Raw genomic sequence first — 24,689 nt, 5'->3', positions numbered from 1 at the left:
GGCTCAGCCGAACGGGTTGAGCAGGCGGTCCAGGAACTGCTTGGTGCGCTCGTGCTCGGGCGCGGTGAAGAACGTCGCCGGCGCGCCGCGCTCGACGACCACGCCGTCGGCCATGAAGACGACCTCGTCGGCCACCTGTCGGGCGAACTGCAGCTCGTGGGTGACGATCGCCATCGTCCAGCCCTCGGTCGCCAGCTGCTTGATGACGCTCAGCACCTCGCCGACCAGCTCGGGGTCGAGCGCGCTCGTGGGCTCGTCGAACAGCAGCAGGTCGGGCTTGAGCGCCAGGGCGCGGACGATGCCGACGCGCTGCTGCTGCCCGCCGGAGAGCTGGTGCGGGTAGGCGTCCTGCTTCTCCAGCAGACCGACCCGCTCGAGCAGCTCGCGGGCGTCGGCCACGGCCCGGTCGCGGGGCACCTTGTGCACCACCGTCGGGCCCTCGATCACGTTCTGCAGGACGGTCTTGTGCGGGAACAGGTTGTGCGCCTGGAACACCATCGCCGAGCGGTCGCGCAGGGCGTAGCGGTGGACGTCCGAGATCGGGTACGAGAAGTCGAGCTCGAGCCCGTCGCCGACCGTCAGAACGCCGCCGTCGGGCACCTCGAGCCCGTTGAGCGAGCGCAGCACGGTGGTCTTGCCCGACCCGGAGGGCCCGATGAGCGCGACGACCTCGCCCTTGCGGATCGTCAGGTCGATCGAGCGCAGCACCTGCAGGTCGCCGAAGCTCTTGCTCAGCCCGGTCGCCTGGAGGACGACCGGGGCGGACGGGTCAGTGTGCGACATGGCGCTCCAGTCGGGTCTCGAGCCGGCTCTGGCCGGCCGACAGCGCGAGGCAGACGACCCAGTAGTAGACGGCGGCCATCACGTAGAGGGTCATGAACTCGCCGGACGCGGCCGCGATCTCCTGCGCCTCGCGGAACACCTCGGTGACGAGGATCAGCGAGCACAGGGCGGTGTCCTTGACCAGCGAGATGAAGCTGTTGGACAGCGGCGGCACGGAGACCCGCACGGCCTGCGGCAGGATGATGCGCTGCAGCGTGAGCCGGCGGTTCATGCCGACGGTGTACGCCGCCTCCCACTGGCCCTTCGGGACGGACTGGATGGCGGCGCGGATGATCTCGGCCGCGTAGCCGGCCACGTTGAGCGACAGCGCGATGACGGCGCTCGGCCACGGGTCGATCCGCAGGCCGATCGACGGCAGGCCGTAGAAGACGATGAACAGCTGCACCAGCAGCGGGGTGCCGCGGATGACCGAGACGTACGCCCGGGCCAGCCAGCGCAGCGGGGCCGACCCGTACAGCCGCGCGAACGCGACCGCGAGGGCCAGCACCAGGCCCAGCGCCATGGAGACGAGGGCCAGCGGGATGGTGCCCACCAGGGTCCCGCGCAGGAGGGGCCAGAGCGCCTCCTGCACGAGGTCCCAGGTGTCAGGGGTCACTGCGAGACGTCCTCGCCGAAGTACTTCTCGCCGATCTTCGCCAGCGTGCCGTCCTCGCGCAGGTCCTCGAGCGCGTCGTTCACGTCGTCCATGAGCTCCTTGTTGTCCTTGGTGACGACGAAGGCGTTGCGCGACGGGTCGTCGGTCTCGGCGGCGATCTTGAGCCCGGCGTCGCCGCCCTGCTGCTTCTGGTAGTCGAGCAGGGTCAGCTTGTCGTTGACGGTGGCGTCGACGCGACCGTCCTGGATCAGCGACACGGCCTGGGCCCAGCCCTCGACCGCCTCGACGTCGGCGCCGAAGCCCTTGGCGACCTCGAACCAGTTGCTGGTCAGCGACTGCGCCGTGGTGCGGCCCTTCAGGTCGTCGAAGCCCTGGATGTCGGTGTCGTCCTTCGGCACGATGAGCGCGCCGGGCGAGATCGTGTAGGGCTCGGACATGAGGTACTTGGCCTCGCGCTCGGGGTTGATGGAGATCTGGTTGGCGATCAGGTCGAAGCGGCCGCCGTCCAGGCCGGCGAAGATCGCGTCGAACTGCGTCTCCTGGAACTCGACCTTCAGGTCCAGCTCCTTGGCGACGGCCTCGATCACCTCGACGTCGTAGCCGACCAGGTCGCCGCCCTTCTCGTGGAAGGTGAAGGGCCGGTAGGTGCCCTCGGTGGCGACGGTCAGGACGCCGTCGTCGACCAGCTGGTAGCCCTCGTCGGACGCGTCGTCGCCGTCGCGGGTCAGGAAGAAGGCGACGAGCGCGACGACCACCAGGGCCACCACGACGCCCACCACCAGTCCGGTGCGGGAGCGCTTCTGCGCGGGTCCCTCGCCGGGACGGTTGGAGATCGGCGCGTTGCCGGAGGTCTGGCTCATCGGGGTCCTCTCGTTCGTGCGACGGCGCCGGAGGGCGTCCGCGTCGGGCACAGTTGTCGCAGACCCGGCGCGGCACGGCTGACGCGTCTCGACCACCGAGACTACGCGGGCCCGCCAGGACGCACCGGACGAGAGGAGGCGCCGTGGCACCCGCCCGAGGCCGGCTCGATCCCGCCGTCGCCGACGCCCGCCTCGCGGTCACGGGGGCGATCGACGACCTCGAGCCGGGCGCCCGGGTCGCCGTCGCCGTGTCCGGGGGCGCCGACTCGCTGGCCCTGGCCGCCGCCGCGGCGTTCGTCGGACGTGACGGACGACTCGTCCTGGAGGCGGTCGTCGTCGACCACGGGCTGCAGGACGGATCAGCCGCCGTCGCGCACCGCGCCGCCGCGCAGGTGGAGTCGCTGGGCGTCCCCGCCCGGGTCGTCACCGTGGACGTCGGCACGTCCGGCGGCACGGAGGCGGCGGCCCGGCACGCCCGCTACGCCGTGCTGGACGCCCTCGAGGTCGAGGCCGTCCTGCTCGGGCACACGCTCGACGACCAGGCCGAGACGGTGCTGCTCGGCCTCGGTCGCGGCTCCGGACCCCGCTCGCTCGCCGGCATGGCGCCGGTGGCCGGCCGCTACCGGCGCCCCTTCCTCGGCCTGCGCCGCGCCGACACGGAGCAGGTCTGCCGGGCGCTGGGCCTCGACCCGTGGGACGACCCGCACAACGCCGACCCGCGCTTTCGTCGCGTCCGGGTGCGGCACGAGGTGCTGCCGCTGCTCGAGGACGTCCTGGGCGGCGGCGTGGCCGAGGCACTGGCCCGCACGGCGTCCCTGGCCCGCGCCGACGCCGACGTGCTCGACGCGCTCGCGGTCGAGCGCGTCCCCGACCCGCTCGACGTGACCGTCCTCGCCGCGCAGCCGGACGCGCTGCGCTCGCGCGCCCTGCGCCGCGCGGCTCTCGAGGCCGGGGCCGACGGGGGTCGCCTGTCGGCCGCGCACGTCGCCGCGCTCGACGCCCTGGTGACCGGCTGGCGGGGCCAGGTGCGGGTCGAGCTGCCCGGCCAGGTGGCCGCCGTGCGCGAGGGGACTCGGCTGCGCTTCGTGGCCACCCCTGTGGCACGCTGAGCGCGTGGATCTTCAGCACGTGGAGAACGACCTCGCCCCCGACCAGACCCTCTTCACCGAGGACCAGATCCGCGATCGCCTCGCGGAGATGGCCCGGCAGATCGAGGCCGACTACGAGGGCAAGGACATCCTGCTCGTCGGCGTCCTCAAGGGCGCCGTCATGGTCATGGCCGACCTGGCCCGTGCGCTCGACCGGCACGTCGAGATGGACTGGATGGCCGTCTCCTCCTACGGCTCGGGCACGCAGAGCTCGGGCGTCGTGCGCATCCTCAAGGACCTCGACACCGACCTCGAGGGTCGCCACGTGCTCATCGTCGAGGACATCATCGACACTGGCCTGACCCTGTCGTGGCTCGTGGCCAACCTGCGCTCGCGCCGTCCGGCGTCGGTCGAGATCGCCACGCTGCTGCGCAAGCCCGAGGCCCAGCAGATGGAGGTCGACGTCCGCTACGTCGGCTTCGACATCCCCAACGCGTTCGTCGTGGGCTACGGCCTCGACTACGCCGAGAAGTACCGCAACCTGAGCGGCATCGCGACGCTCGCCCCGCACGTCTACAGCTGAGCGCACGCCGGTTCGCCCCCGGCGAACACGGGAACGAGCGACCCCTGCTCGTCGTTGAGTCGGGTGTCGGCGATGCGTGTACCGTCTGACTACCCGTCGAGAACGTCAGTGAGGAGTGGGCTTCCGCCCCGTCCCGTATGAATGCCAAACGTCTCTTCAAGGGCCCCTGGTTCTGGATCGTCCTGTCGGCGATCGCCGTCGTCGTCGTGCTGCAGCTCGTCACGCCCAGCGGCGGGTTCCGCGAGGTCAAGACCGCCACGATGGTCAGCTACCTCGAGGACGGCAAGGTCGAGGACGTCACCTTCATCGAGGGCGACCAGCAGATCGAGGCGACGCTCGACGGTGGCGAGAAGGTCCGCGCCCACTGGCTCGGCGACCAGGGCAGCCGGCTGGTCGAGGCGGCGCAGAAGTCCGTCGCCGACAAGACGCTGAAGTCCTACGACGTCGAGGTGCCGCAGCCCAGCTTCCTGGGCTCGATGCTCGGCGCGATCCTGCCGTTCATCATCATCCTGGCCATCTTCTTCTTCCTGATGAACAACATCCAGGGCGGCGGCGGACGCGTCATGCAGTTCGCCAAGTCCCGCGCGAAGCTCATCAGCAAGGACACCCCCAAGACCACGTTCGCCGACGTCGCCGGCTGCGACGAGGCGATCGAGGAGCTCGGCGAGATCAAGGAGTTCCTCCAGGAGCCGGCCAAGTTCCAGGCCGTCGGCGCCAAGATCCCCAAGGGCGTCCTGCTCTACGGTCCGCCCGGCACCGGCAAGACCCTGCTGGCCCGCGCCGTCGCCGGTGAGGCCGGCGTGCCGTTCTACTCGATCTCCGGCTCGGACTTCGTCGAGATGTTCGTCGGCGTCGGCGCCTCGCGCGTCCGTGACCTGTTCGAGCAGGCCAAGGAGAACGCCCCAGCCATCGTCTTCATCGACGAGATCGACGCCGTGGGACGCCACCGCGGCACCGGCATGGGTGGCGGCCACGACGAGCGCGAGCAGACGCTCAACCAGCTGCTCGTCGAGATGGACGGCTTCGACGTGCGCGGCGGCGTCATCCTCATCGCGGCGACGAACCGTCCTGACGTGCTCGACCCGGCCCTGCTGCGTCCGGGCCGCTTCGACCGCCAGATCGGCGTCGAGGCCCCCGACCTCAAGGGCCGCGAGACGATCCTGAAGGTGCACGCTCGGGGCAAGCCGCTCGAGCCCGGGGTCGACCTGCAGTCCGTCGCCCGTCGCACGCCGGGCTTCTCCGGCGCCGACCTGGCCAACGTGCTCAACGAGGCCGCGCTGCTCACCGCCCGCAACAACGGCAAGACGATCGACGACGCCGCGCTCGACGAGGCGATCGACCGCGTCATGGCCGGCCCGCAGAAGCGCACCCGGCTCATGAACGACCACGAGCGCCTGGTCACGGCGTACCACGAGGGCGGCCACGCCCTGGTCGCCGCGGCGATGCCCGCGTCCGACCCGGTGCACAAGATCACGATCCTGCCGCGCGGCCGCGCCCTGGGGTACACGATGGTGCTGCCCGACGAGGACAAGTACTCCCAGACGCGCGCGGAGCTGCAGGACAAGCTGGCCTACATGCTCGGCGGCCGCGCCGCCGAGGAGCTCGTCTTCCACAACCCGACGACGGGCGCGGGCAACGACATCGAGAAGGCCACCAACCTGGCCCGCGCGATGGTCACCCAGTACGGCATGAGCGACCGGCTCGGCGCCGTCCGGTACGGCGACGACAACAGCCAGCCGTTCCTCGGTCGCGACCTGGGGCACACGCGCAACTACTCCGAGCGGATCGCCGCGGTCGTCGACGAGGAGATCAACGAGCTGATCCGCGTCGCGCACCAGGAGGCGTTCGACGTCCTGGCCGACAACCGCGACGTCCTGGACGCGCTGGTCGTCGAGCTCATGGAGAAGGAGACGCTCGACAAGGCGGAGGTGGCGCGCATCTTCGAGCCGCTGCGCCGCCGCGCCGCGCGTCCGGCCTGGACCGGCTCGGACTCGCGCACGCCCGACAGCCGTCCGCCGGTCGTCATCCCGGCCGTCAACGGCTCGCAGCCGTCCGGTGCGGTCGTCGTCGGTCCGGACACCGGCCCGGACGCGCCCACGGGTGACCCGGGCGTGGCCCGTGAGGGCGGCGACCCGACGGAGCAGGCATGACGAGCTCACGCCTCTTCGCGGAGGTCGTCGCATGAGCATCGACCAGCCGCGCGCGGAGGCGGCGATCCGTGAGCTGCTGATCGCCATCGGCGAGGACCCCGACCGCGACGGCCTCAAGGACACCCCCGCCCGCGTGGCCCGCTCGTACGTCGAGCTGGTCGCCGGCCTGGACCAGACGCCCGAGGACGTCCTGGTGCGCACGTTCGACGTCGCGCACGAGGAGCTCATCCTGGTCAAGGACATCGAGATGTGGTCGATGTGCGAGCACCACCTCGTCCCGTTCTTCGGCACTGCGCACGTCGGCTACATCCCCACCGAGGGCGGCCGCGTGACCGGGCTGTCCAAGCTCGCGCGCCTCGTCGACGTCTTCGCCCGGCGCCCGCAGGTGCAGGAACGGCTCACCACGCAGGTCGCCGACGCGATCGTCGAGCACCTGCAGCCTCGCGGCGTCATCGTCGTCATCGAGGCCGAGCACCTGTGCATGACCATGCGCGGCGTGCGCAAGGGCGGCGCGAAGACGATCACGAGCGCCGTCCGCGGCCAGCTGCGCGACCCCGCCACGCGAGCCGAGGCCATGGGCCTCATCACGAGCCGGTAGCGCCGTGGTCCTGCCCTCGCTGCCGGCCGACCGGACGCTCGTCATGGGCGTCGTCAACGTCACGCCCGACTCGTTCTCCGACGGCGGGCGCTTCTTCGACCAGTCGCGCGCCATCGGCCGCGGCCGCACGCTCGTCGAGGACGGTGCCGACCTGGTCGACGTCGGCGGCGAGTCGACCCGTCCCGGTGCCGACCGCGTGCCCGAGGACGAGGAGCTGCGCCGGGTCGTGCCCGTCGTGCGCGAGCTGGCCGACGCCGGGCACGTCGTCTCGGTCGACACCACGCGCGTGCGGGTGGCCGAGCGGGCCCTCGAGGCCGGCGCCCAGCTGATCAACGACGTGTCGGGCGGTCGCGCCGAGCCCGACATGCTGCGCCTGGCCGCCGACTCCGAGGTGCCGATCGTCATCATGCACTGGCGCCAGCACGCGGCGACCATGCAGCGGCACACCGACTACGACGACCTCGTGGCCGACGTCGTCACCGAGCTGTCCCAGCAGGTCGACGCGGCCGTGGCCGCCGGCGTCGCGCTCGACCGGGTCGTCGTCGACCCGGGCCTGGGCTTCTCCAAGACCGGCGACCAGAACTGGGAGCTGCTCGGCCACCTCGACGCGTTCGTCGACCTCGACCTGCCGGTGCTCGTCGCGGCCAGCCGCAAGGGCTTCCTGGGCGACCTGCTCGCCCAGGGCGGTGAGCCGCCCCGCCCGCGCGACCGCGACGACGCGACCGCGGCGATCTCGACCTACTCCGCCCTCGCCGGCGCCTGGGCCGTTCGCGTCCACGACGCGAAGTCGTCCGCCTCGGCCGTGCGCGTGGCCGCCCGGCTCATCGACGAGCTGGCGGCCGACTGATGGAGCCCGCCCACGCCGCCGTCGTGGCCGCCCACCGGGGCTTCTACGACAGCATCGAGTCCGGCGACCTGGACCTCATGCGCGCGCTGTGGCTCGACAGCCCCGGCACCGTGTGCGTCCACCCCGGTGGCGCGCCGCTGCGCGGCACCGACGCCATCCTCAAGTCGTGGGCGGTGCTCATGGCCAACGTCGACTACGTGCAGTTCTTCCTCACCGACATGACCATCTCGACCCGTCCGGCCGACCCCGACCTCGCCGAGGTCGCGATCGTCACGTGCACCGAGAACATGCTGTCGGACGGCTCGGCGCGCCAGGCCGACGGCTTCTCCGGCTCGTCCGCCGTCGCCACCCACGTGCTGGTCAAGGTCAGCACCGGCTGGCGGCTGTGGAGCCGGCACACGTCCAGCCTGGTCCCGGTGGAGGGTGCATGAGCGAGCGAGCGGAGGGGTGCCGATGACGATGCCCGACGGCCTGGACCGGATCGACCTGACCGGCATCCGGGCGCACGCCCACCACGGCCTGTTCGACTTCGAGCGCCGAGACGGGCAGACGTTCGTCGTGGACGTCAGCCTCGGCCTGGACCTGCAGACGGCGGCCCGCACGGGCGACCTCAGCGCGTCCGTGCACTACGGCGAGCTGGCCGACCAGCTGCACGCGGCCCTCGTCGACGACCCCACCGATCTCATCGAGACAGTGGCCCTTCGTATGCTGGACACGTGCTGGAAGCACGAGCAGGTGCGATGGGCTAGCGTGACGGTGCACAAGCCCGAGGCACCGATCGAGGTGGCGTTCACCGACGTCGCCGTGACCATGGAGCGGAGCAGAACGTGACCGAATCGCCCACCCCGTACGTCCTGGATGCGGACACGATGACCGGTGGGATGCGTCCCATCCGTCAGGCCGTGCTCGCGATCGGGTCGAACCTGGGTGATCGTCTCGGACGCCTGCAGGGGGCCGTCTCCGCGCTCGAGGACACGCCCGAGGTCACCCTCGTCGCCGTCTCCTCCGTGTACGAGACCGAGCCCGTGGGTGCGCCCGAGGACTCGCCGTCCTTCCTGAACGCAGTCGTCCTGATCGACACCACCCTCACCGTCCACACGCTGCTCGACCGCGCGCTGGCCATCGAGGACGCCTTCGGCCGCGAGCGGGGCGAGACGAACGGTCCGCGCACGCTCGACGTCGACCTGATCGTCGTCGGCGACCGCGTGGCCGACGACGAGCAGCTGACGCTGCCGCACCCGCGGGCGCACGAGCGCGCCTTCGTGCTGGCGCCCTGGCTGGAGATCGACCCCGAGGGTGAGATCCCCGGCAAGGGGTTCGTGGCCGACCTCATCGGCGACGTCGACACCAGCGGTGTCGTGCGGCGCGAGGACCTCGAGATCCTGCTCTGACGTGAGCACCGGCCCGGTTCCCCGGACCTCCGTCGCCGTGCTGGCGGCGGTGGGCGCGGTGCTCCTGGTCGTCGGACGCCTCCTCCCGAGCCTGCTCGACCGCCTGGACGTCCACCCGCCGCAGGTGGGCTGGGCGCCGGCGGTCGCGCTCGTGGTGGGCGCCGGCGTGCTGGGGGCGCTCGCCTGGAGCACCTGGCAGAGCCTGCACAAGCGGCACGAGCGCATGACGTCCGACCACGGCATCAAGCTGCTCGCGCTGGCCAAGGCCAGCAGCCTGGTCGGCGCGATCGTGGCCGGTGGCTACGCCGGGTACGCGCTGGCCTTCGCCGACGCGTGGCAGACGCCGCTGGGCCGCGACCGCGTCCTGCACAGCGGCGCGGCCGCCGTCGGCGCGGTGCTGCTCGTGGTGGCCGCGCTGCTGCTCGAGCGGGCCCTGCAGGTGCCCGGCGACGACGAGGACGACCAGGGCAAGAAGGCCCCCGCCCCGGACGCGACGCCCGCGTGAGCGCGCTGCGACGGAGCACGGTCACCACCCGTGACGGCTTCGAGATCTCGGCCCAGTCGGGCGGTCCCAAGCGCACCCACGTCGTGCTGCTGCTGGCCGGCCAGGCCAACTCGCACCGCTGGTGGGACGGCGTCCGCGAGGGCTTCGAGGACCGCTGGCGCACCATCACCTTCGACTGGCGCGGCACGGGCGACAGTCGCGGCGAGGTCGGCGACTGGAGCACGGCGTCGTTCGCCGACGACGCCGCGGACGTGCTGCGCGCGCTCGGCGGCGCCCCGGCGGCCGTCTACGGCACGTCCATGGGCGGACGCGTCGCGCAGATGCTCGCGCTGCGCCACCCCGACCTGGTCTCGTCGCTCGTCCTGGCCTGCACCTCGCCGGGCGGGCCGCACGCGCACGAGTGGGACGCCGACGTGCGCCGCAGCCTGGGCGAGCCCGACGACGACGTGCGCCTGGCCTCGCTGCGCGACCTGTTCTACACGCCGGACTGGCCGCGCGACATCCGCGAGAGCCGGCTGCTGGGCGACCCCACCATGACGTCCGAGGAGTCGCGCGCCCACCGCCGGGTCAGCCGCCGGCACGACGCCTGGGACGACCTGCCGCGGCTCGCCGTGCCCACGCTCGTCCTGCACGGCGCCGACGACCGGATGGCGCCGGCCGAGAACGCCGACCTGCTCGGCGAGCGCATCCCGGACGCGCACGTGCTCGTCCACGAGAAGGGCCGGCACGGGTTCTTCGAGGAGTTCGCCGACGTGGTCACCCCGACCGTCCGCGGCTTCCTGCGCGCCCACACCTGAGCCCGGCCCTCACCTCCCGCTCGCTCCGCCGAGATGTGGGGAGAAAAGGACCACGATCGGACGGATCATGGTTCATTCCTCCCCACATCTCGGGGGCGCCGGGCTCGGGTGAGGGACGGCTACCAGCGGTCGGCGACCACGGGGGCGACGAGCTCGTCGTAGACGGCGCGGACGGCGTCCAGCGTCTCCGGCGTCAGCGGCGCGAGGTCGGCGGCGGCGACGTTGCTGCGGGCCTGGTCGGGGTTGCGTGCGCCCGGGATGACCGTGCTGACGCCCGGCTGGTCGATCACCCAGCGCAGTGCCGTCTGCGCCATGGTCGCGCCCTCCGGCACGAGCGGGGCGAGCCGGCGCACGGCGTCCAGGCCCAGCTCGAACGGCACGCCCGAGAACGTCTCGCCGACGTCGAAGGCCGAGCCGTCGCGGTTGTAGCTGCGGTGGTCGGACGCGTCGAAGGTCGTCGTCTCGTCGTACTTGCCCGACAGCAGGCCGCTGGCCAGCGGGACGCGCACGATGATGCCGACGCCCGCCTCCTGCGCGGCGGGCAGGACGTCCTCCAGCGGGGCGAGGCGCAGCATGTTGAGGATGATCTGCACCGTCGCCACGTGCGGGCGAGCGATCGCGGCGAGCGCCTCGGCGCGGGTCTCGACGCTCACGCCGTACGCCGCGACGCGTCCCTCCTCGACCAGCGTGTCGAGCGCGTCGTACGTCTCGTCGCGGTCGTACACCGGCGTCGGCGGGCAGTGCAGCTGCACGAGGTCGAGCGTCTCGACGCCGAGGTTCTCGCGCGAGCGGTCGTTCCAGGCCCGGAACGCGTCCAGCGTGTACGCCTCGGGCACGTGCGGGTCGGCGCGGCGGCCCATCTTGGTGGCCACGGTGACGTCGTCGATGCCGCGCGAGCGCAGCCAGCGGCCGATCAGCTGCTCGCTGCGGCCGTCGCCGTAGACGTCGGCGGTGTCGTAGAACCGCACGCCGCCCTCGTACGCGGCGTCGAGCACGGCCAGGGCGTCGTCCTCACGGACCTCGCCCCAGTCGGCGCCGAGCTGCCAGGTGCCGAGGCCGACGACCGAGACCGGTCGTCCGGTGCGTCCGAGGGTGCGGGTCTCCATGGTTCCTCCGGTGGGTTCGTGGCTCACGGGACGAGGACGGCGCGCAGCGTGTCGAGCCCGAGCCCGCCGAGCTCCAGCGCGCGGCGGTGGAACGCCTTGACGTCGAAGTCGGCCCCCTCGCGGCGGGCCACCTCGTCGCGCACCTGCTCCCAGATGCGCTGTCCCACCTTGTACGACGGGGCCTGGCCCGGCCAGCCGAGGTAGCGGTCGACCTCGAAGCGGATGAACGCGTCGTCCATGTTGACGTGCTGGCGCATGAACGCCAGCGCCTTCGCCGCGTCCCAGGTGCCCCCGTCGGGGTGCGGCTTGCGCAGGTGCACGCCGATGTCGAGCACGACGCGGGCGGCGCGCATGCGCTGCGCGTCGAGCATGCCGAGCCGGTCGGCCGGGTCGGCGAGGTAGCCGAGCTCGTCCATGAGCCGCTCGGCGTAGAGCGCCCAGCCCTCGCCGTGGCCGGACGTCCAGCTCGACCGGCGCCAGCTGTTGAGCGTGGACGCCTGGTAGGTCGCGACGCCGATCTGGAGGTGGTGGCCGGGGACGCCCTCGTGGTAGACGGTCGTCAGCTCGCGCCAGGTGGCGAAGGTCTCGACGCCCTCGGGGACGCTCCACCACATGCGGCCGGGCCGGGAGAAGTCCTCCGTCGGCCCGGTGTAGTAGATGCCGCCGTCCTGGGTCGGGGCGATCATGCACTCCAGCGCGCGGACCGGCTCGGGCACGTCGAAGTGCGTGCGGCCGAGCTCCTCGACGGCGGCGTCGGACGTGCGCTGCATCCAGACCTGCAGGGCCGCGGTGCCGTGCAGCTGGCGCGCCGGGTCGGCGTCCAGGAAGGCGACGGCGGCCTGCACCGGGTCGCCCACGGCGTCCGGGACGATCTGCCGCGCGATCGCCTCCTGCTCGGCGACGGTGCGGGCCAGCTCCTCGCGGCCCCACTCGTACGTCTCGTCGAGGTCGACCTCGGCACCGAGGAAGTAGCGCGACTGCAGGGCGTAGACCTCGCGGCCCACGGCGTCCTCGGCCGGCGCGACGGGGGCGAGCTCGTCGGCGAGGAAGCGGCCCAGCGCTGCGTAGGCGTCCGCGGCGGCCTGCGCGCCGGCGTCCAGGTCGGTCACGAGCGACGTGGGCGCGGACGGCGAAGCGGCGAGCCGGACGAAGAAGCCCTCGGCGGACGCGTGCCGCTCGGCCTGGGCCAGCACGGCCCGCACCTGGCGCTCGGCGGGGACGTTGCCGGCCGCGATGCCGGCGCGCAGCGACGCGACGTACCCCTCGAGCGCACCCGGGACGGCCCGCAGCCGCTGGGCGACGTGCTCCCAGTCCTGCTCGGACTCGGTGGGCATGAGGTCGAAGACGTCACGGACGCCCTGGGCCGGGGACGCGATGACGTTGAGGTCGCGCTGCCACAGGCCGGCCTCGTGCTGCTCGACCGCGAGCTCCAGCGAGCGGACCATCTCCATCCGCGTGACCTCGTCGACCGCGTCGGCCACGGGCGTCTCGCGCACCGTCGCGAGGGTCGCGCGGACGGCCTCGGCGTAGGCCTCGTGGCCCTCGGGCGACAGGTCGCTGTAGCGACCCTCGTAGCCCGGTCGGCCGAGCTCGACCGCGGTCTCGGGCTGCAGGTCGAGCACGGTGTCGACCCAGGCCTCGGCGACCTGGTCGAGGGCGGTGGGCTGGCGGTTCTCGGCGGGCATGCGCCCAGGCTAGGCCGGTCGGGTCACCGGCACCCCCGCGGGCACGACCGTGCCCGGGACCGCTGCGTCGCGGGGCTGCGACGTCTCGTCCCCCAGCGACGAGGGATGGCGCCGTCGCCGCCGCCTCCTAGCGTCCGTACGTCACCCTTTCTCGCGGCCGGCGTGCCCGGTCGTGCCTCACTAGGAGAAGCTCCATGCGAAGCATCCTCGGCGCCACCGCGATAGCGGCCCTGGTCGCGACCGCCCTGCCGGCACAGGCTCAGGCTCAGACGGACCCGTCGCCGGGCCATCGCGTCCACGCGTCGGCGAGCGCGGTCCGCTCGGGCATCGCCGGCGAGTCGACCGCGATCTCCGGCAAGTTCTCCCGCAAGGACGCCCGCCGGCCCATCACGCTGCAGCTGCAGTCGGGCGGCAAGTGGCGCGCCGTCAGCAAGGGCCGCACGACCTCGAAGGGCACGTACCGCCTGACCGTCCGGTTCCCGGCGCGGACCGCGAAGTACCGCGTGGTCGCGCCGAGGACGAAGCAGGGCAAGCGCACGCTGTCGGCGCGCAAGTCGCGCGTCGGGACCCTGCGTCCGGTCGCCCAGCAGGTGCGTCTCAGCTTCGGGACCAACGTCATGAGCGGTGGCGTGCTGCGCGCCGTCGTCGCCACCAGCCCGCACCGCGCCGGCCGCCCGATCAGCATCCAGGTCAGCAACGGCGGTGCCTGGCGCACGCTCAAGACGGTCAAGGCCGCCGCACGGGGCAACACCTCGATCGCCGTGACCGCGCCCGCCATGGGCCAGTGGAACCTGCGCGCCGTCGCCGGCTCGTTCCGCGGCGCCGCCGCGTCCGGCTCGCCCGTCAGCCGCATGACCGTCTCTCCGGGCGCGAAGGACGTCATCGCGTACGAGGTCGTCGCGATCGGCTCCAAGACCATCCAGCGCGGTGTCCAGCAGGACGCCACCTGCGGCGAGATCTCCAGCGAGGTCACCCGCCAGACCACTGCCTCCCGGCCCACGGCCGACTCCCCGAAGGTCTGGCGCGAGGGGCTGGCCTTCAACGGCAACCGTCAGGTCGACATCTACCCCGACGTCTCGTCGACCTACGTCGACCACCTCAAGGGATGCAAGACGGCCGAGCCCGCCACCGTGCAGCCGTGCGAGATCGACGTGGACGACAGCAAGCAGTACCCGACCGACCGGATGACCGTGAACGTGCGCATCGCCAAGGGCGCCTCGACCGGCGAGGTCGTGTTCTTCCCGCCGCGCGGCAAGAGCCTCGGCTACCCCGGCGCCTGGGACTCGCGCTGCCGCGTGAAGGAGCTGCAGGACAACAGCCAGGAGATCCCGCTCGCCAGCCGGACGGTGAAGCTGCCGGTGGCGACCCTGCTGAGCACGAAGCCGTTCACCGTGAAGACCCAGGGCGTGTTCAAGAACGAGTTCGAGCGCAACGGGGTCAAGACCAGCAAGTCCGGCAGCTGGGTGCAGAACATCACGCTGCGCCGCGTCGCCGCGCGCTGACGCCAGCCCCGCCCACACGGCGCGGGACCCGCCCTCACCGGCGGGTCCCGCGCCGTCGTGCGTCCGGTGGCGGCTCCGGGTTGGGGCCGGGACCGTCCCGGCGTACGATGACGGCGTCACTTTGTCTGGTACCCGCCCGCGGGACTGGAACGAAAGGCACCACTCATGCACCAGGGCATGCCTGTCCGCCTGCGCGTCGGCGTCGTCGGCGCCGGCCGCGTCGGCTCGGTGCTCGCCGCGCGCCTGCGCGCCGCGGGCCACGACCTCGTCGCCGTCAGCGGCGCCTCCCCGGCGTCGCGGCTGCGCATCGACACGCTGCTGCCGGGCGTCCGCGTCACCACGCCGGCGCAGGTCGCGGCCGCGGCGGACGTCCTCGTCCTCGCCGTGCCCGACGACCACCTCGTCGCCGTGGCCGAGCACCTCACCGCCCGCCCGGGCCAGGTCGTGCTCCACACCAGCGGACGTCACGGGCTCGACTCGCTCGCCTCGCTCGCCCGCCAGGGCGCCCGCACGATCGCGTTCCACCCGGCCATGACCTTCACCGGCACCGAGCTGGACCTCGACCGCACCTGCGTCTTCGGCCTCACCGCCGGCCCGGACGAGCGCGAGCTCGCCGAGCGGCTCGTGGCCGACCTGGGCGGCACGCCGGTCTGGATCGCCGAGGACGACCGCGCGACCTACCACGCGGCCCTCGCCCACGGCTCCAACCACCTGGTCACCGTCGTGAACCAGGCGATGGAGCTGCTCCGCTCGGTCGCCGGTCCCGACGCGGACGTCGCGGCGGTGCTGCGGCCCCTGCTCGAGGCCTCCCTCGACAACGCGCTCAGCTTCGGCGACGCCGCCCTGACCGGCCCGGTCGCCCGCGGTGACGTCAGCACGGTGCGGGCGCACCTGGACGCGCTCGCCGGCGCCGACGGCTCCACGGCGTCCACCTACCGCGAGCTCGCCCGCGCCACGGCGCACCGTGCGGAGGGCGACGGACGCATCGACGCCCGCACGTCCGCGGGCGTCCGCCAGGCGCTCGACGAGGCCGAGTGGGACTCGCTGGCCGCGTCGGTCGAGCAGGCCCGATGAGCGAGCGCACGTCTGAGACGGGAGGGGTCGCCACCGGCGTGCGCGTGGTGCGCACGCGCGCCGAGCTGCGCGCGGCGCTCGCCGGCCGCGGCTCGGTGGCGCTCGTGCCCACCATGGGCGCGCTGCACGGCGGCCACGCGAGCCTCATGCGCCTGGCCCGGCCGGCCGCCGACGTCCTGGTCGTCTCGCTGTTCGTGAACCCGACCCAGTTCGGGCCGGGGGAGGACTACGACGCCTACCCGCGCACGCCCGAGGCCGACCTGGCCGTGTGCGAGGCGGCCGGCGTCGACGTGGTCTTCATGCCCGACGTCGCCGAGATGTACCCGGACGGGCCGGACGCCTCGGTCATGGTCGACCCGGGCACGCTCGGCACGGTGCTGGAGGGCGCGGCCCGGCCCACCCACTTCCGCGGCGTGCTGACGGTCGTGGCCAAGCTGTTCGCGGCCGTCCGCCCGGACGTGGCGGTGTTCGGCGAGAAGGACTTCCAGCAGCTCGCGCTGATCCGGCGCATGGTCCGCGACCTGGGCCTGGACGTCCGCGTCGAGGGCCACCCGATCGTCCGCGAGGACGACGGCCTGGCGATGAGCTCGCGCAACGTCTACCTGAGCGCCGACCAGCACCAGCAGGCGCTCGCGCTCTCCCGGGCGCTCGGCGCCGGTGCCGAGGCGTCCGTCGAGGGGGCGGACGCGGTGCTCGCGGCCGCCCGGGCCGTGCTCGACGCCGAGCCCGGCGTCGACGTCGACTACCTCGTCCTGGCCGACCCGTTCCTCAACCCCGTCGACGACTCCTTCGCCGGCGACGCCCGTCTGCTCGTGGCCGCCCGCGTGGGCACGACCCGACTCCTCGACAACCGCGGCCTGCACGTCGGCCGGGAAGGTGCCTGATGCTGCGCACGATGATGAAGTCCAAGATCCATCGCGCCACCGTGACGCAGGCCGACCTGCACTACGTCGGCTCGGTCACCGTCGACGAGGACCTGCTCGAGGCGGCCGACATCCTGCCCGGCGAGCTCGTGCACATCGTCGACGTCTCCAACGGCGCGCGCCTGGAGACGTACACGATCGCCGGCGAGCGCGGCAGCGGCGTCATCGGCATCAACGGCGCCGCGGCCCACCTGGTGCACCCCGGCGACGTGGTCATCCTCATCGCCTACGCGCAGATGGACGACGCCGAGGCGAAGGCGTTCGAGCCGAGCGTCGTGTTCGTGGACGCCGGCAACGGCATCGTCCAGCTGACCGCCGACCCGGCCGACGTCCCGCCGGGGCACGGCCTGGAGCGCGGCGACCTCGTCGCGGCCCGGTAGCCATGAGCCTGCTCTGCCTCGACATCAGCAACAGCCACACGCTGATCGGCATCTTCGAGGACGACGAGCTGGTCGCGCACTGGCGCCTGTCGACGGTCGAGCACCGCACCTCCGACGAGTGGCAGCTGCTCATCTCGGGCCTGGTCGTGCGCGCCGGGCTGGAGGTGCCCGAGTCGCTCAGCCTGTGCTGCACGGTGCCGTCGGTGCTGGTGGAGTTCCGGCACCTGGTCGAGCGCTACTTCGAGGGCGCGGACGTCTGCATCGTCGGGCCCGGCGTGAAGACCGGCGTGCCGATCCACACCGACAACCCCCGCGAGGTGGGCGCCGACCGCATCGTCAACGCGCTCGCCGCCGCCGAGCTGTACGGCGGGCCGGCGATCGTGGTCGACCTCAACGGCACCGCCACGATCTTCGACGTCGTGGACGACAAGGGCCGCTACGTCGGGGGTGCGATCGCCCCGGGCGTCGAGCTGTCGCTGGACGCGCTCGCGCGCCGCGGGGCCCAGCTGCGCAGCGTCGAGCTGGGCGAGCCGCGCGGCGTCATCGGCAAGAACACGGTCGAGGCCATCCAGTCCGGTGTCGTGCTGGGCTTCGCCGGCCTGGTCGACGGCATCGTCGAGCGGATGCTGGACGAGCTCGGCGACGCCGACGACGTCGCGGTCATCGCGACCGGGTCCTACCCCGAGGCGGTGCTCGACGCGTGCTCGTCGATCACCACGCGCGACCCGTGGCTGACGCTGCAGGGCCTGCGCCTGGTGCACGAGCGCAACTTCGGCTGACCGTCAGTCCGGGGGCGGGGGCACGCCCTCCTCGTCCTGCTGGACCTCGGCCTCCTCCTCGGCGGTCTGGTCGGCTCCGTCGAGGGAGTCGACCGACGGGGTCTCGGCCGCGGGATCGGCCGGCGGCTGGGTCGGGTCGTCGGGCTCGTGCTGCTGGGTCATGCGTCCCCCGTACCCGACGGGCAGCGGGCTACACCGGCCGCTCGGGCGGTCGATCGACAGGCGGCCGGGCGACGGCGAGCATGGACGCATGCGTCCCTCGTCGTTCGTGCTCGTGGCCCTGCTCGTGGTGCTCGGCGTGGCCGCCGTGCTGCTCGGCGGCGCGGACGACTCGCCCGGCCTGCAGGGCCTCGGCGTGCTGCTCGTGCTCGGGGCGGTGGCCGTCGTCGTGCGGACCCGGCGGGCCGGCCGTCTCCGCTAGGCGTCCTGCTGGCGCCGGGTCGCCTCGAGCGCGGCGACGAGCGTCGCGGCGTCGAACGGGCCGCGGTGGCGGGCTTCCCCGACGAAGAACGTGGGCGTGCCCGACAGGTCCATGAGCTCGGCATCGTCGGCGTCGTCGTCGACCCGGCGGGCGATCGACGCCCTGTCGAGGTCGCGCTCGAACCGGTCGAGGTCGAGCCCCAGCTCGGCTGCGTGGGCCAGCAGGTCCTCGCGCTCGAGCGCGTCCTGGTGGGCGAACATGCGGCGTCCGAGCTCGAGCCCGTGGCCCTGGCGCTCGGCCGCCTCGAACGCGTGCGCGGCCTCGCGGGCGTGCGGGTGGACGCGGTCGAGCGGGAAGTGCCGGTAGACCCAGACCAGGTCGTCGCCGAGCTGCTCGCGCACCTCGTCGACCGAGCCGGTCGCGCGGCTGCAGAACGGGCACTCGAAGTCGAGGTACTCCACGAGCACGAGCGGCGCGTCCGGACGCCCGACGAAGTGGTCGCGCTCGGGGTCGAACGGACGCACGAGGTGCGCGCCGACCGCCTCGTTCGGGCGCACCCGGTCGAGCAGGTCCAGCACGATCCAGCCCAGCGCGAACGCGAGCGCCGAGGCGAGCAGGACGCCGACCCGGGCCTCGTCCTGCTGGCGCGGGTCGTCGAGGGCGAGCGAGACGATGAGCAACGAGATCGTGAAGCCGATGCCGGACAGGGCGGCTCCGCTGGCGACGCGTCCGATGCCGAGGCCGGGCGCAAGGCGGCCCCAGCCCAGACGCGGCACGAGCGCCGCCGCCGCGGTGATGCCGACCAGCTTGCCGACGACGAGGCCGAGGACGATGCCCCAGGTCAGGCGCGACGTGGCGGCCGCCTCGAGGGTCGGCCCGTCCAGCCGGACGCCGGCGTTGGCCAGCGCGAACACCGGCAGGACGAGGTAGGACACGTACGGGCTGATCGCGCCGTCGAGCCGCTCGTTGATCGAGATCGAGCGGCGGATGCCGCGCCGGGCCGCGGCCGCGTACGCCGGGCTGGGGGACTGGCGGAACGCGCGGGTCAGGTCGGCGACCTGCTCCACGTCGCGGCGCCGGGGCGCGGCGACCGGGATGACGAGCGCGAGCGCGACGCCGGCGAGGGTCGCGTGCACGCCACCCTCGTGCAGCGCGAACCACAGCGCGACGCCGCCGACCAGGTAGAGCGGTCCGTGGTCGACGGGCAGGCGGCGCACGAGCACGAGCGCGACGAGCAGGACGGCGGCGACCACCAGCGGTCCGACCGCTAGGTCGTCGCCGTAGAACAGGGCGATGGCGGCCAGCGCCCCGATGTCGTCCACGACGGCCAGGGTCAGCAGGAACAGGCGCAGGCGGGCGGGGTGCTTCGGGCCGATGATGGCCAGGGCACCGAGCAGGAACGCGGTGTCGGTCGAGATCACGACGCCCCACGCGTGCGCGGCGTCGGTGCCGGCGTTCACCGCCCAGAACAGCAGCGCCGGGACGACCAGGCCGGCGGCCGCGGCGACGATCGGGACGATCGCCCGGCTGCGCTCGGTCAGCTCGCCGATCGTCAGCTCGCGCTTCACCTCGAGCCCGACGACGAAGAAGAACACCGCCATGAGCGCGTCGTTGACCAGCGCGTGCAGGTCCAGGCCCAGCGACCAGTCGCCGACCACGAGGCCGACCTCGGTGTGCCAGAACGTCGCGTACGAGTCGCCCGCGGGGGAGTTGGCCCACGCGATCGCGGCCAGCGTGGCCAGCAGGAGCAGGGCGGCCGAGGCCTTGTCTCGTCCGCGGAAGGCGTCCAGGAGCCGGTTCACGGGCCAAGCCTAGGGACGGGGACCACGTGCGCCGACGGCGCCGGGCCGGACGTGGTCCGCGCTCAGGCCAGGAGCGTGGCGAGGATCTCCCGGCTGCGCGTCCACAGCAGCGACCCGCCCTCCCCCGGGTCGACGTGGCGGTCCGCGTGCGGAAGCCGTGCGGCCAGCCGTGCGCCGTGGTCGGGCGAGTGCACCGGGCTGTCGTCGAGGGCGCCGTACCAGAGGTCGACGTGGGCGAGGACGTCCTCCGGTCGGAACGGCCACGGCCCCATCGCGGTGACCAGGTCGCGGGCGTAGCCGGCGGCGCCGGGTTCGAGCGCCTCCCGCACGGCGGCGGTGAACGCGGCGGAGAAGGCGGGGTCGCGGTAGACGGCCCGGTCGGCCTCGCCGCTCGTCGTGTCCACCATCGTCAGGAACCAGTCGGCGGTCGTCGAGTCGGCCACGTCCTGCTCGACCGCGTCGGGACGGGCACGGACCGCCTCCACCAGGCCGCGCAGGTGGTCGTCCAGCGTGGGCAGGTGCTCTGCGAGGTCGTCCTGGCCCGAGACGACGGCGACGCGGTCGACCAGCCCGGACGCGGCCAGCGCGAGGGCGAAGGGGGCGCCCTGCGAGAACCCGACGGCGACCGGCCGCAACCATCCGGCCGACCGGCCCGCGGCGGCGACGTCGGCGGCGAAGGAGGTCAGCGTCCGGGCCGGGTCGTGCGTGGACCGGCCCAGACCCGGTCGGTCCAGGCCGACCAGTCGCACCCCGGACGCATCGACCGCGTCGGCGTCCAGCCCGAGGCTGCCGCTCGTCGCGGCTCCGGTGCACAGCAGCACCACCGGGCCGTCGGCCGGGCCCCACTCCGACCAGGCCAGCCGCCGGCCGTCCGGCAGCTCAACCTCTTCGCGTCGGTCCGCTCCGCGCAGACGGAACGGGAGCGAGCTGCTGGTCATGGGGGCCTCCGGGTTCGGGTCGTGGCGCACGGCGCGTGGGTAGGCCGTCGTCGGTACGAGACGGCTCAGGCACTGTCGGACCCACGACGCGCTCGCGCATCCCAGGACGCGGGGTCTGCGGCCCTTCGACGTCACGAGGCGCGCGTGGGCCACGAGCCGCCGGTGGCGTCAGCCGGCGACGCGGACGTCCACCCCGGACTCGCGCAGCTCGGCGACCGCCCGCTCGGGGGCCTCGGCGTCGGTCAGGACGGCGGTCACCTCGGCCAGCGGGACCACCTCGAACGCCGACGCCGTGCCGATCTTCTCGTGGCTCGCCAGCACGTACGTCTCGGCCGACCGCCGCACCCACGCGCGCTTGATGGCGGCCTCGTCGGCGTCGCCCGTGGTGAGCCCGGCCGTGGGATGCGCTCCGGTGACCCCGAGCAGGAAGACGTCGGCGGTGATCCGTCCGATGGCCTCGTGCGCCGCGGCCCCTGCGGCGACCACGGAGTGCTTGAACAACCGGCCGCCGACGACGATCACGTCGACGCTCGGATGGCGGGCCAGCTCGACCGCGATCGTCGGGCTGTGGGTGACGACGGTGGCCGCCAGGTCGGCCGGCAGGTGCCGGACGACCTCGAGGGCCGTGGTGCCACCGTCGACGGCGATCGTCTGGCCGGGACGCACGAAGGACACCGCGAGGGCGGCGACCTGCGCCTTGGCGCCCCGACCGATCGTCGACCGTGACGCGAAGTCGGCCACGGCGGGGGACGCGGGCAGCGCGCCGCCGTGCACGCGTTGGACGCGTCCCTCGGTCGCCAGCTCGCGCAGGTCGCGGCGGATCGTGTCCTCGGACAGGTCGAGTCGAGCGGCGACCTCCTTGGCGACCACACGTCCCTCGGTGCGGAGCAGGTCGAGGATGAGGTCCTTGCGCTGGGCGGCTAGCACGCAGGCAGTCTACCGGGTCTGCACAGTTCGTCTTGTTTTTGCACGAATCTGCACGTTATGGTCGGGACATGACGACGAACGAGACGGCCGCCGCGCGGCCGATGATGATCCTGATCGCCGGGCCCTACCGCTCCGGCACCGACGACGTCCCCGAGCGCCTGGACGCGAACCTGCGCGCCCTCGAGTCGGCGGCGTGGCCGGTCTTCCGCGCCGGCCACGTCCCGATGATCGGCGAGTGGGTCGCCCTGCCGGTCGCCCGGGGAGCGGGCTCCACGCGCGTCGGCGACGCCGAGTCCGAGGCCGTCCTGTACCCGACCGCCGAGCGTCTGCTGCAGCACTGCGACGCGGTGCTGCGGCTGCCCGGCGCCAGCAAGGGCGCCGACCAGGACGTCCGGATCGCCCGCGAGCGGGGGATCCCTGTCTACGAGCGCGTCGAGGACGTGCCGGGCTACGTCGCGGAGCCGGTCGGCTGATCCGGACGCGGGACGTGGCTCGCGGCGTCGACGGCGGTGTCGGCTTCGCGACAGTTTCGCGCATCCCAGGACGCGCGGTGCCGATACGTGTTAGCAATGATGGTCGCGTCGGTGCAGCTCGCGCCGGCGGAGGCAGGATGCCGCTTTGACGAAGGAGCCCGCTGTGGTCGACGGATCGCCCATGCCCGAGGTCAACCAGCTGGTCACGGTGCGTGACCTGTCCGGCAAGGAGCTGCCGACCAGGATCGAGGACCTCAGCGGCAGCGTGCTGGTCGTGCCCCGCCCGGTCGACGGTGAGTCCGGCATCGGCCTGCGTCCCGAGGGCCTCACCGTCATGTGGCCCGCCGACCGCGGCGTGATGAGCCTGCCGGTGAAGCTCAACGAGCGTCGCTCCGACAACAACCTCGACATCTGGGAGCTGTCCATCACCGGGCCCGCGTCCCGCCAGCAGCGCCGCGCCTTCGTCCGCGTGCCCGTCTCGGCCGGCGTCGCCCTGGCGTTCGTCGCCGAGCGGCCGATCGACCCGACCCCGGACGTCGCCGACATCAGCGGCTGGCTGGTCGACCTCAGCGAGGCCGCCGCGTGCGTCTCGGTGCCGACCGCCCGCTACGAGGACCTCAAGCCGAACGCCAAGCTGCAGGCCACGTTCACCATCGGCGACGACTCCTACGACCTGCCCGCGCGGGTCTCGGACAGCGCGCCGGTGCGCGAGGCCGACGACCGCACCGAGCTCGTCGTCCACTTCGAGATCCCCGAGTCCGAGGCCGCCCGCCTGCGCCGGATGCTGTTCGCCCAGCAGGTCCGCCTGCGCGACCTCAACGGACGCTGACCCGCGCGGCACGGCGTCCCTCGCCACGCCACTAGACTCGGGCCTCGTGAGCGACGCGACGACCGTGCCCGACGAGGACGACCTTCCCGAGCAGATCCGCATCCGGCGCGAGAAGCGCCAGCGCCTGCTGGACTCCGGCGTCGACCCGTACCCCGTGACGGTCGGTCGCACCCACACGCTGCGCGAGGTCGTCACCACCCACGACGCCGAGGCGCTGGGCGCGGACGTCCGCACCGGCGAGACCGTGTCGGTCGCCGGCCGGGTCATCTTCCTGCGCAACACCGGCAAGCTCTGCTTCGTCCGGCTGCGCGAGGGCGACGGCGCCGAGCTGCAGGCGATGCTCTCGCTGGCCGACGTGGGCGAGGAGTCGCTGGCCGACTTCAAGGCGCTCGTCGACATCGGCGACCACCTCGCCGTCACCGGCGAGGTCATCACCAGCCGCCGTGGCGAGCTGAGCGTCGCGGCGACGTCGTGGCAGATCGCGGCCAAGACCATGCGACCGCTGCCGGTCGAGCACAAGCCGCTGTCGGACGAGGCGCGTGCCCGCATGCGCTACGTCGACCTCATCGTGCGCCCCGAGGCCCGCGACAACGTCCGGGCGAAGGCGAAGGTGCTGCAGTCGCTGCGCGCCACGCTGGACGGCCGCGACTACGTCGAGGTCGAGACCCCCGTGCTGCAGCACACCAACGGCGGTGCCGCCGCGCGGCCGTTCGAGACCCACGTCAACGCCTACGACGAGGACGCCCTGCTGCGCATCGCGCTCGAGCTGCACCTCAAGCGGGCGCTCGTCGGCGGCGTCGACCGGGTCTACGAGATCGGCAAGACCTTCCGCAACGAGGGCGTCGACAACACCCACAACCCCGAGTTCATGATGCTCGAGGCGTACGAGGCGTACGGCTCCTACGACACGATGGCCGAGCTGACCCGCGACCTGGTGCTCAACGCCGCCCGCGCGGTCGGCAAGACCGTCGTCCCGGGCCGTGACGGCTCGCAGATCGACCTCGAGGCCGAGTGGCGCCACGCCACCGTGCACGAGCTGGTCTCCGAGGCCGTCGGGCAGACGGTCGACGTCGAGACCCCCGTCGCGACGCTCGTCGCGCTCGCCGCCGAGCACGAGGTCGCGCTGCGCGAGGGCTGGGACGCCGGCGAGATCGTGCTGGAGCTGTACGAGAAGCTCGTCGAGCACACGCTCGTCCAGCCCACCTTCGTGCGCGACTACCCCGAGTCGGTGCGCCCGCTGGCCAAGAAGCACCGCACCAAGCCCGGCCTGGTCGAGGCGTGGGACCTGATCATCAACGGCGTCGAGCTGGCCCCGGCCTACTCCGAGCTCAACGACCCGGTGATCCAGCGCGAGCGGCTCGAGGAGCAGGCGCGCATGGCTGCTGCGGGGGACCCGGAGGCGATGGACGTCGACGAGGACTTCCTGCGCGCGCTCGAGTTCGGCATGCCGCCGGCCGGCGGCCTGGGCCTGGGCGTCGACCGACTGGTGATGCTGCTGCAGGGCGTCGGCATCCGCGAGGCGATCCTCTTCCCGATCCAGCGTCGCGAGTGAGCGACGCCTGACGCACGACTCCTGACGCACGACGGACGGCC

The 24,689-nt window shown here is 73.1% G+C and carries 28 protein-coding genes; 19 read left to right on the top strand and 9 right to left on the bottom strand.

The window, feature by feature from the left end; all coding sequences use genetic code 11:
* Positions 1–3 precede the first annotated feature (3 nt).
* Genes HGAM_RS02260 through HGAM_RS02250 form a run of 3 tightly spaced genes read right to left on the bottom strand, consistent with a single transcriptional unit; the run spans position 4 to position 2,298 of the window.
* Positions 4–783 (bottom strand): amino acid ABC transporter ATP-binding protein, encoded by a 780-nt coding sequence (locus HGAM_RS02260; RefSeq protein WP_019143848.1) that lies wholly within the window; start codon positions 781–783, stop codon positions 4–6.
* Entirely contained in the window at positions 770–1,438 is a 669-nt protein-coding gene (locus HGAM_RS02255; protein WP_019143847.1) for an amino acid ABC transporter permease, read from the bottom strand. Before HGAM_RS02255 ends, HGAM_RS02260 begins: the two co-directional genes overlap by 14 nt.
* On the bottom strand, positions 1,435–2,298 hold the full coding sequence (locus HGAM_RS02250; protein WP_019143846.1) for an amino acid ABC transporter substrate-binding protein: 864 nt from the start codon (positions 2,296–2,298) through the stop codon (positions 1,435–1,437). The genes HGAM_RS02255 and HGAM_RS02250 overlap by 4 nt, the downstream gene beginning before the upstream one ends.
* A gap of 143 nt (positions 2,299–2,441) precedes the next feature.
* Between HGAM_RS02250 and tilS the strand changes: the two genes are divergently transcribed.
* The 10 genes from tilS (at position 2,442) to HGAM_RS02200 (ending at position 10,257) form a co-directional block, all read left to right on the top strand.
* On the top strand, positions 2,442–3,407 hold the full coding sequence (tilS, locus tag HGAM_RS02245; protein ID WP_019143845.1) for a tRNA lysidine(34) synthetase TilS: 966 nt from the start codon (positions 2,442–2,444) through the stop codon (positions 3,405–3,407).
* Positions 3,408–3,411: 4 nt separating this feature from the next.
* Positions 3,412–3,969, top strand: a complete 558-nt coding sequence (gene hpt / locus HGAM_RS02240) for a hypoxanthine phosphoribosyltransferase (protein WP_038951492.1) — start codon at positions 3,412–3,414, stop codon at positions 3,967–3,969.
* Positions 3,970–4,106: 137 nt separating this feature from the next.
* Positions 4,107–6,119, top strand: coding sequence for an ATP-dependent zinc metalloprotease FtsH (gene ftsH / locus HGAM_RS02235; RefSeq protein WP_019143843.1), 2,013 nt, complete (start codon positions 4,107–4,109; stop codon positions 6,117–6,119).
* A gap of 31 nt (positions 6,120–6,150) precedes the next feature.
* Entirely contained in the window at positions 6,151–6,717 is a 567-nt protein-coding gene (gene folE, locus HGAM_RS02230; RefSeq protein WP_019143842.1) for a GTP cyclohydrolase I FolE, read from the top strand.
* Positions 6,718–6,760: 43 nt separating this feature from the next.
* On the top strand, positions 6,761–7,564 hold the full coding sequence (gene folP, locus HGAM_RS02225) for a dihydropteroate synthase (RefSeq protein WP_049798170.1): 804 nt from the start codon (positions 6,761–6,763) through the stop codon (positions 7,562–7,564).
* Complete coding sequence (locus tag HGAM_RS02220) at positions 7,564–7,995, top strand: nuclear transport factor 2 family protein (RefSeq protein WP_019143840.1); 432 nt, start codon at positions 7,564–7,566, stop codon at positions 7,993–7,995. The genes folP and HGAM_RS02220 overlap by 1 nt, the downstream gene beginning before the upstream one ends.
* Positions 7,996–8,017: 22 nt before the next feature.
* Complete coding sequence (folB, locus tag HGAM_RS02215; RefSeq protein WP_019143839.1) at positions 8,018–8,395, top strand: dihydroneopterin aldolase; 378 nt, start codon at positions 8,018–8,020, stop codon at positions 8,393–8,395.
* Positions 8,392–8,955: a 2-amino-4-hydroxy-6-hydroxymethyldihydropteridine diphosphokinase gene (gene folK, locus HGAM_RS02210; RefSeq protein ID WP_020691440.1), complete on the top strand. Its 564-nt coding sequence runs from the start codon at positions 8,392–8,394 to the stop codon at positions 8,953–8,955. Before folB ends, folK begins: the two co-directional genes overlap by 4 nt.
* Before the next feature lies 1 nt (position 8,956).
* Positions 8,957–9,460 (top strand): DUF3180 domain-containing protein, encoded by a 504-nt coding sequence (locus HGAM_RS17280; protein ID WP_019143837.1) that lies wholly within the window; start codon positions 8,957–8,959, stop codon positions 9,458–9,460.
* Positions 9,457–10,257, top strand: a complete 801-nt coding sequence (locus tag HGAM_RS02200) for an alpha/beta fold hydrolase (RefSeq protein WP_019143836.1) — start codon at positions 9,457–9,459, stop codon at positions 10,255–10,257. Before HGAM_RS17280 ends, HGAM_RS02200 begins: the two co-directional genes overlap by 4 nt.
* A gap of 119 nt (positions 10,258–10,376) precedes the next feature.
* Here HGAM_RS02200 and HGAM_RS02195 read toward each other — a convergent pair whose 3' ends face one another.
* Both HGAM_RS02195 and HGAM_RS02190 read right to left on the bottom strand, forming a co-directional pair.
* Positions 10,377–11,363: an aldo/keto reductase gene (locus tag HGAM_RS02195; RefSeq protein ID WP_019143835.1), complete on the bottom strand. Its 987-nt coding sequence runs from the start codon at positions 11,361–11,363 to the stop codon at positions 10,377–10,379.
* Positions 11,364–11,386: 23 nt separating this feature from the next.
* A complete protein-coding gene (locus tag HGAM_RS02190) occupies positions 11,387–13,048 on the bottom strand; it encodes a DUF885 domain-containing protein (protein ID WP_019143834.1) in 1,662 nt (553 codons plus the stop codon).
* Positions 13,049–13,242: 194 nt separating this feature from the next.
* Here HGAM_RS02190 and HGAM_RS02185 point away from each other — a divergent pair, with 194 nt between their 5' ends.
* The 5 genes from HGAM_RS02185 (at position 13,243) to HGAM_RS02165 (ending at position 17,706) form a co-directional block, all read left to right on the top strand.
* Positions 13,243–14,550 carry a hypothetical protein gene (locus HGAM_RS02185; protein ID WP_019143833.1) on the top strand — a complete coding sequence of 436 codons (1,308 nt, stop codon included), beginning with the start codon at positions 13,243–13,245 and terminating at the stop codon, positions 14,548–14,550.
* Between the two features lie 177 nt (positions 14,551–14,727).
* Entirely contained in the window at positions 14,728–15,624 is an 897-nt protein-coding gene (locus HGAM_RS17275) for a Rossmann-like and DUF2520 domain-containing protein (protein ID WP_218915224.1), read from the top strand.
* Complete coding sequence (gene panC, locus HGAM_RS02175) at positions 15,621–16,508, top strand: pantoate--beta-alanine ligase (RefSeq protein WP_019143831.1); 888 nt, start codon at positions 15,621–15,623, stop codon at positions 16,506–16,508. Before HGAM_RS17275 ends, panC begins: the two co-directional genes overlap by 4 nt.
* Positions 16,508–16,927 (top strand): aspartate 1-decarboxylase, encoded by a 420-nt coding sequence (panD, locus tag HGAM_RS02170; RefSeq protein ID WP_019143830.1) that lies wholly within the window; start codon positions 16,508–16,510, stop codon positions 16,925–16,927. Before panC ends, panD begins: the two co-directional genes overlap by 1 nt.
* 2 nt (positions 16,928–16,929) lie before the next feature.
* Complete coding sequence (locus tag HGAM_RS02165; protein ID WP_019143829.1) at positions 16,930–17,706, top strand: type III pantothenate kinase; 777 nt, start codon at positions 16,930–16,932, stop codon at positions 17,704–17,706.
* A gap of 3 nt (positions 17,707–17,709) precedes the next feature.
* Here HGAM_RS02165 and HGAM_RS20210 read toward each other — a convergent pair whose 3' ends face one another.
* Positions 17,710–17,868 carry a hypothetical protein gene (locus tag HGAM_RS20210; protein ID WP_019143828.1) on the bottom strand — a complete coding sequence of 53 codons (159 nt, stop codon included), beginning with the start codon at positions 17,866–17,868 and terminating at the stop codon, positions 17,710–17,712.
* Positions 17,869–17,956: 88 nt separating this feature from the next.
* On the opposite strand from HGAM_RS20210, the gene HGAM_RS20505 reads away from it, so the two are divergent.
* Complete coding sequence (locus HGAM_RS20505) at positions 17,957–18,127, top strand: hypothetical protein (protein WP_019143827.1); 171 nt, start codon at positions 17,957–17,959, stop codon at positions 18,125–18,127.
* Here the strand turns inward: HGAM_RS20505 and nhaA are convergent.
* The 3 genes from nhaA to HGAM_RS02140 form a co-directional block, all read right to left on the bottom strand.
* Positions 18,124–19,929 carry a Na+/H+ antiporter NhaA gene (nhaA, locus tag HGAM_RS17270; protein ID WP_019143826.1) on the bottom strand — a complete coding sequence of 602 codons (1,806 nt, stop codon included), beginning with the start codon at positions 19,927–19,929 and terminating at the stop codon, positions 18,124–18,126. The genes HGAM_RS20505 and nhaA overlap by 4 nt on opposite strands.
* A gap of 62 nt (positions 19,930–19,991) precedes the next feature.
* Entirely contained in the window at positions 19,992–20,867 is an 876-nt protein-coding gene (locus tag HGAM_RS02145; protein ID WP_049798168.1) for an alpha/beta fold hydrolase, read from the bottom strand.
* Between the two features lie 168 nt (positions 20,868–21,035).
* A complete protein-coding gene (locus tag HGAM_RS02140; RefSeq protein WP_019143824.1) occupies positions 21,036–21,794 on the bottom strand; it encodes a DeoR/GlpR family DNA-binding transcription regulator in 759 nt (252 codons plus the stop codon).
* 68 nt (positions 21,795–21,862) lie between these two features.
* Here HGAM_RS02140 and HGAM_RS02135 point away from each other — a divergent pair, with 68 nt between their 5' ends.
* From HGAM_RS02135 to lysS, 3 genes are all read left to right on the top strand, one after another.
* Entirely contained in the window at positions 21,863–22,267 is a 405-nt protein-coding gene (locus HGAM_RS02135) for a hypothetical protein (RefSeq protein ID WP_019143823.1), read from the top strand.
* A gap of 163 nt (positions 22,268–22,430) precedes the next feature.
* On the top strand, positions 22,431–23,096 hold the full coding sequence (locus HGAM_RS02130) for a PilZ domain-containing protein (protein ID WP_019143822.1): 666 nt from the start codon (positions 22,431–22,433) through the stop codon (positions 23,094–23,096).
* A gap of 46 nt (positions 23,097–23,142) precedes the next feature.
* On the top strand, positions 23,143–24,648 hold the full coding sequence (gene lysS, locus HGAM_RS02125) for a lysine--tRNA ligase (RefSeq protein WP_019143821.1): 1,506 nt from the start codon (positions 23,143–23,145) through the stop codon (positions 24,646–24,648).
* Positions 24,649–24,689 lie beyond the last annotated feature (41 nt).

The sequence above is a fragment of the Aeromicrobium massiliense JC14 genome (assembly GCF_000312105.1).
Taxonomy (GTDB): Bacteria; Actinomycetota; Actinomycetes; order Propionibacteriales; family Nocardioidaceae; genus Aeromicrobium; species Aeromicrobium massiliense.
Note: the sequence above shows the minus strand (reverse complement) of the source record. Positions and strands in the feature narration are given on the sequence as shown.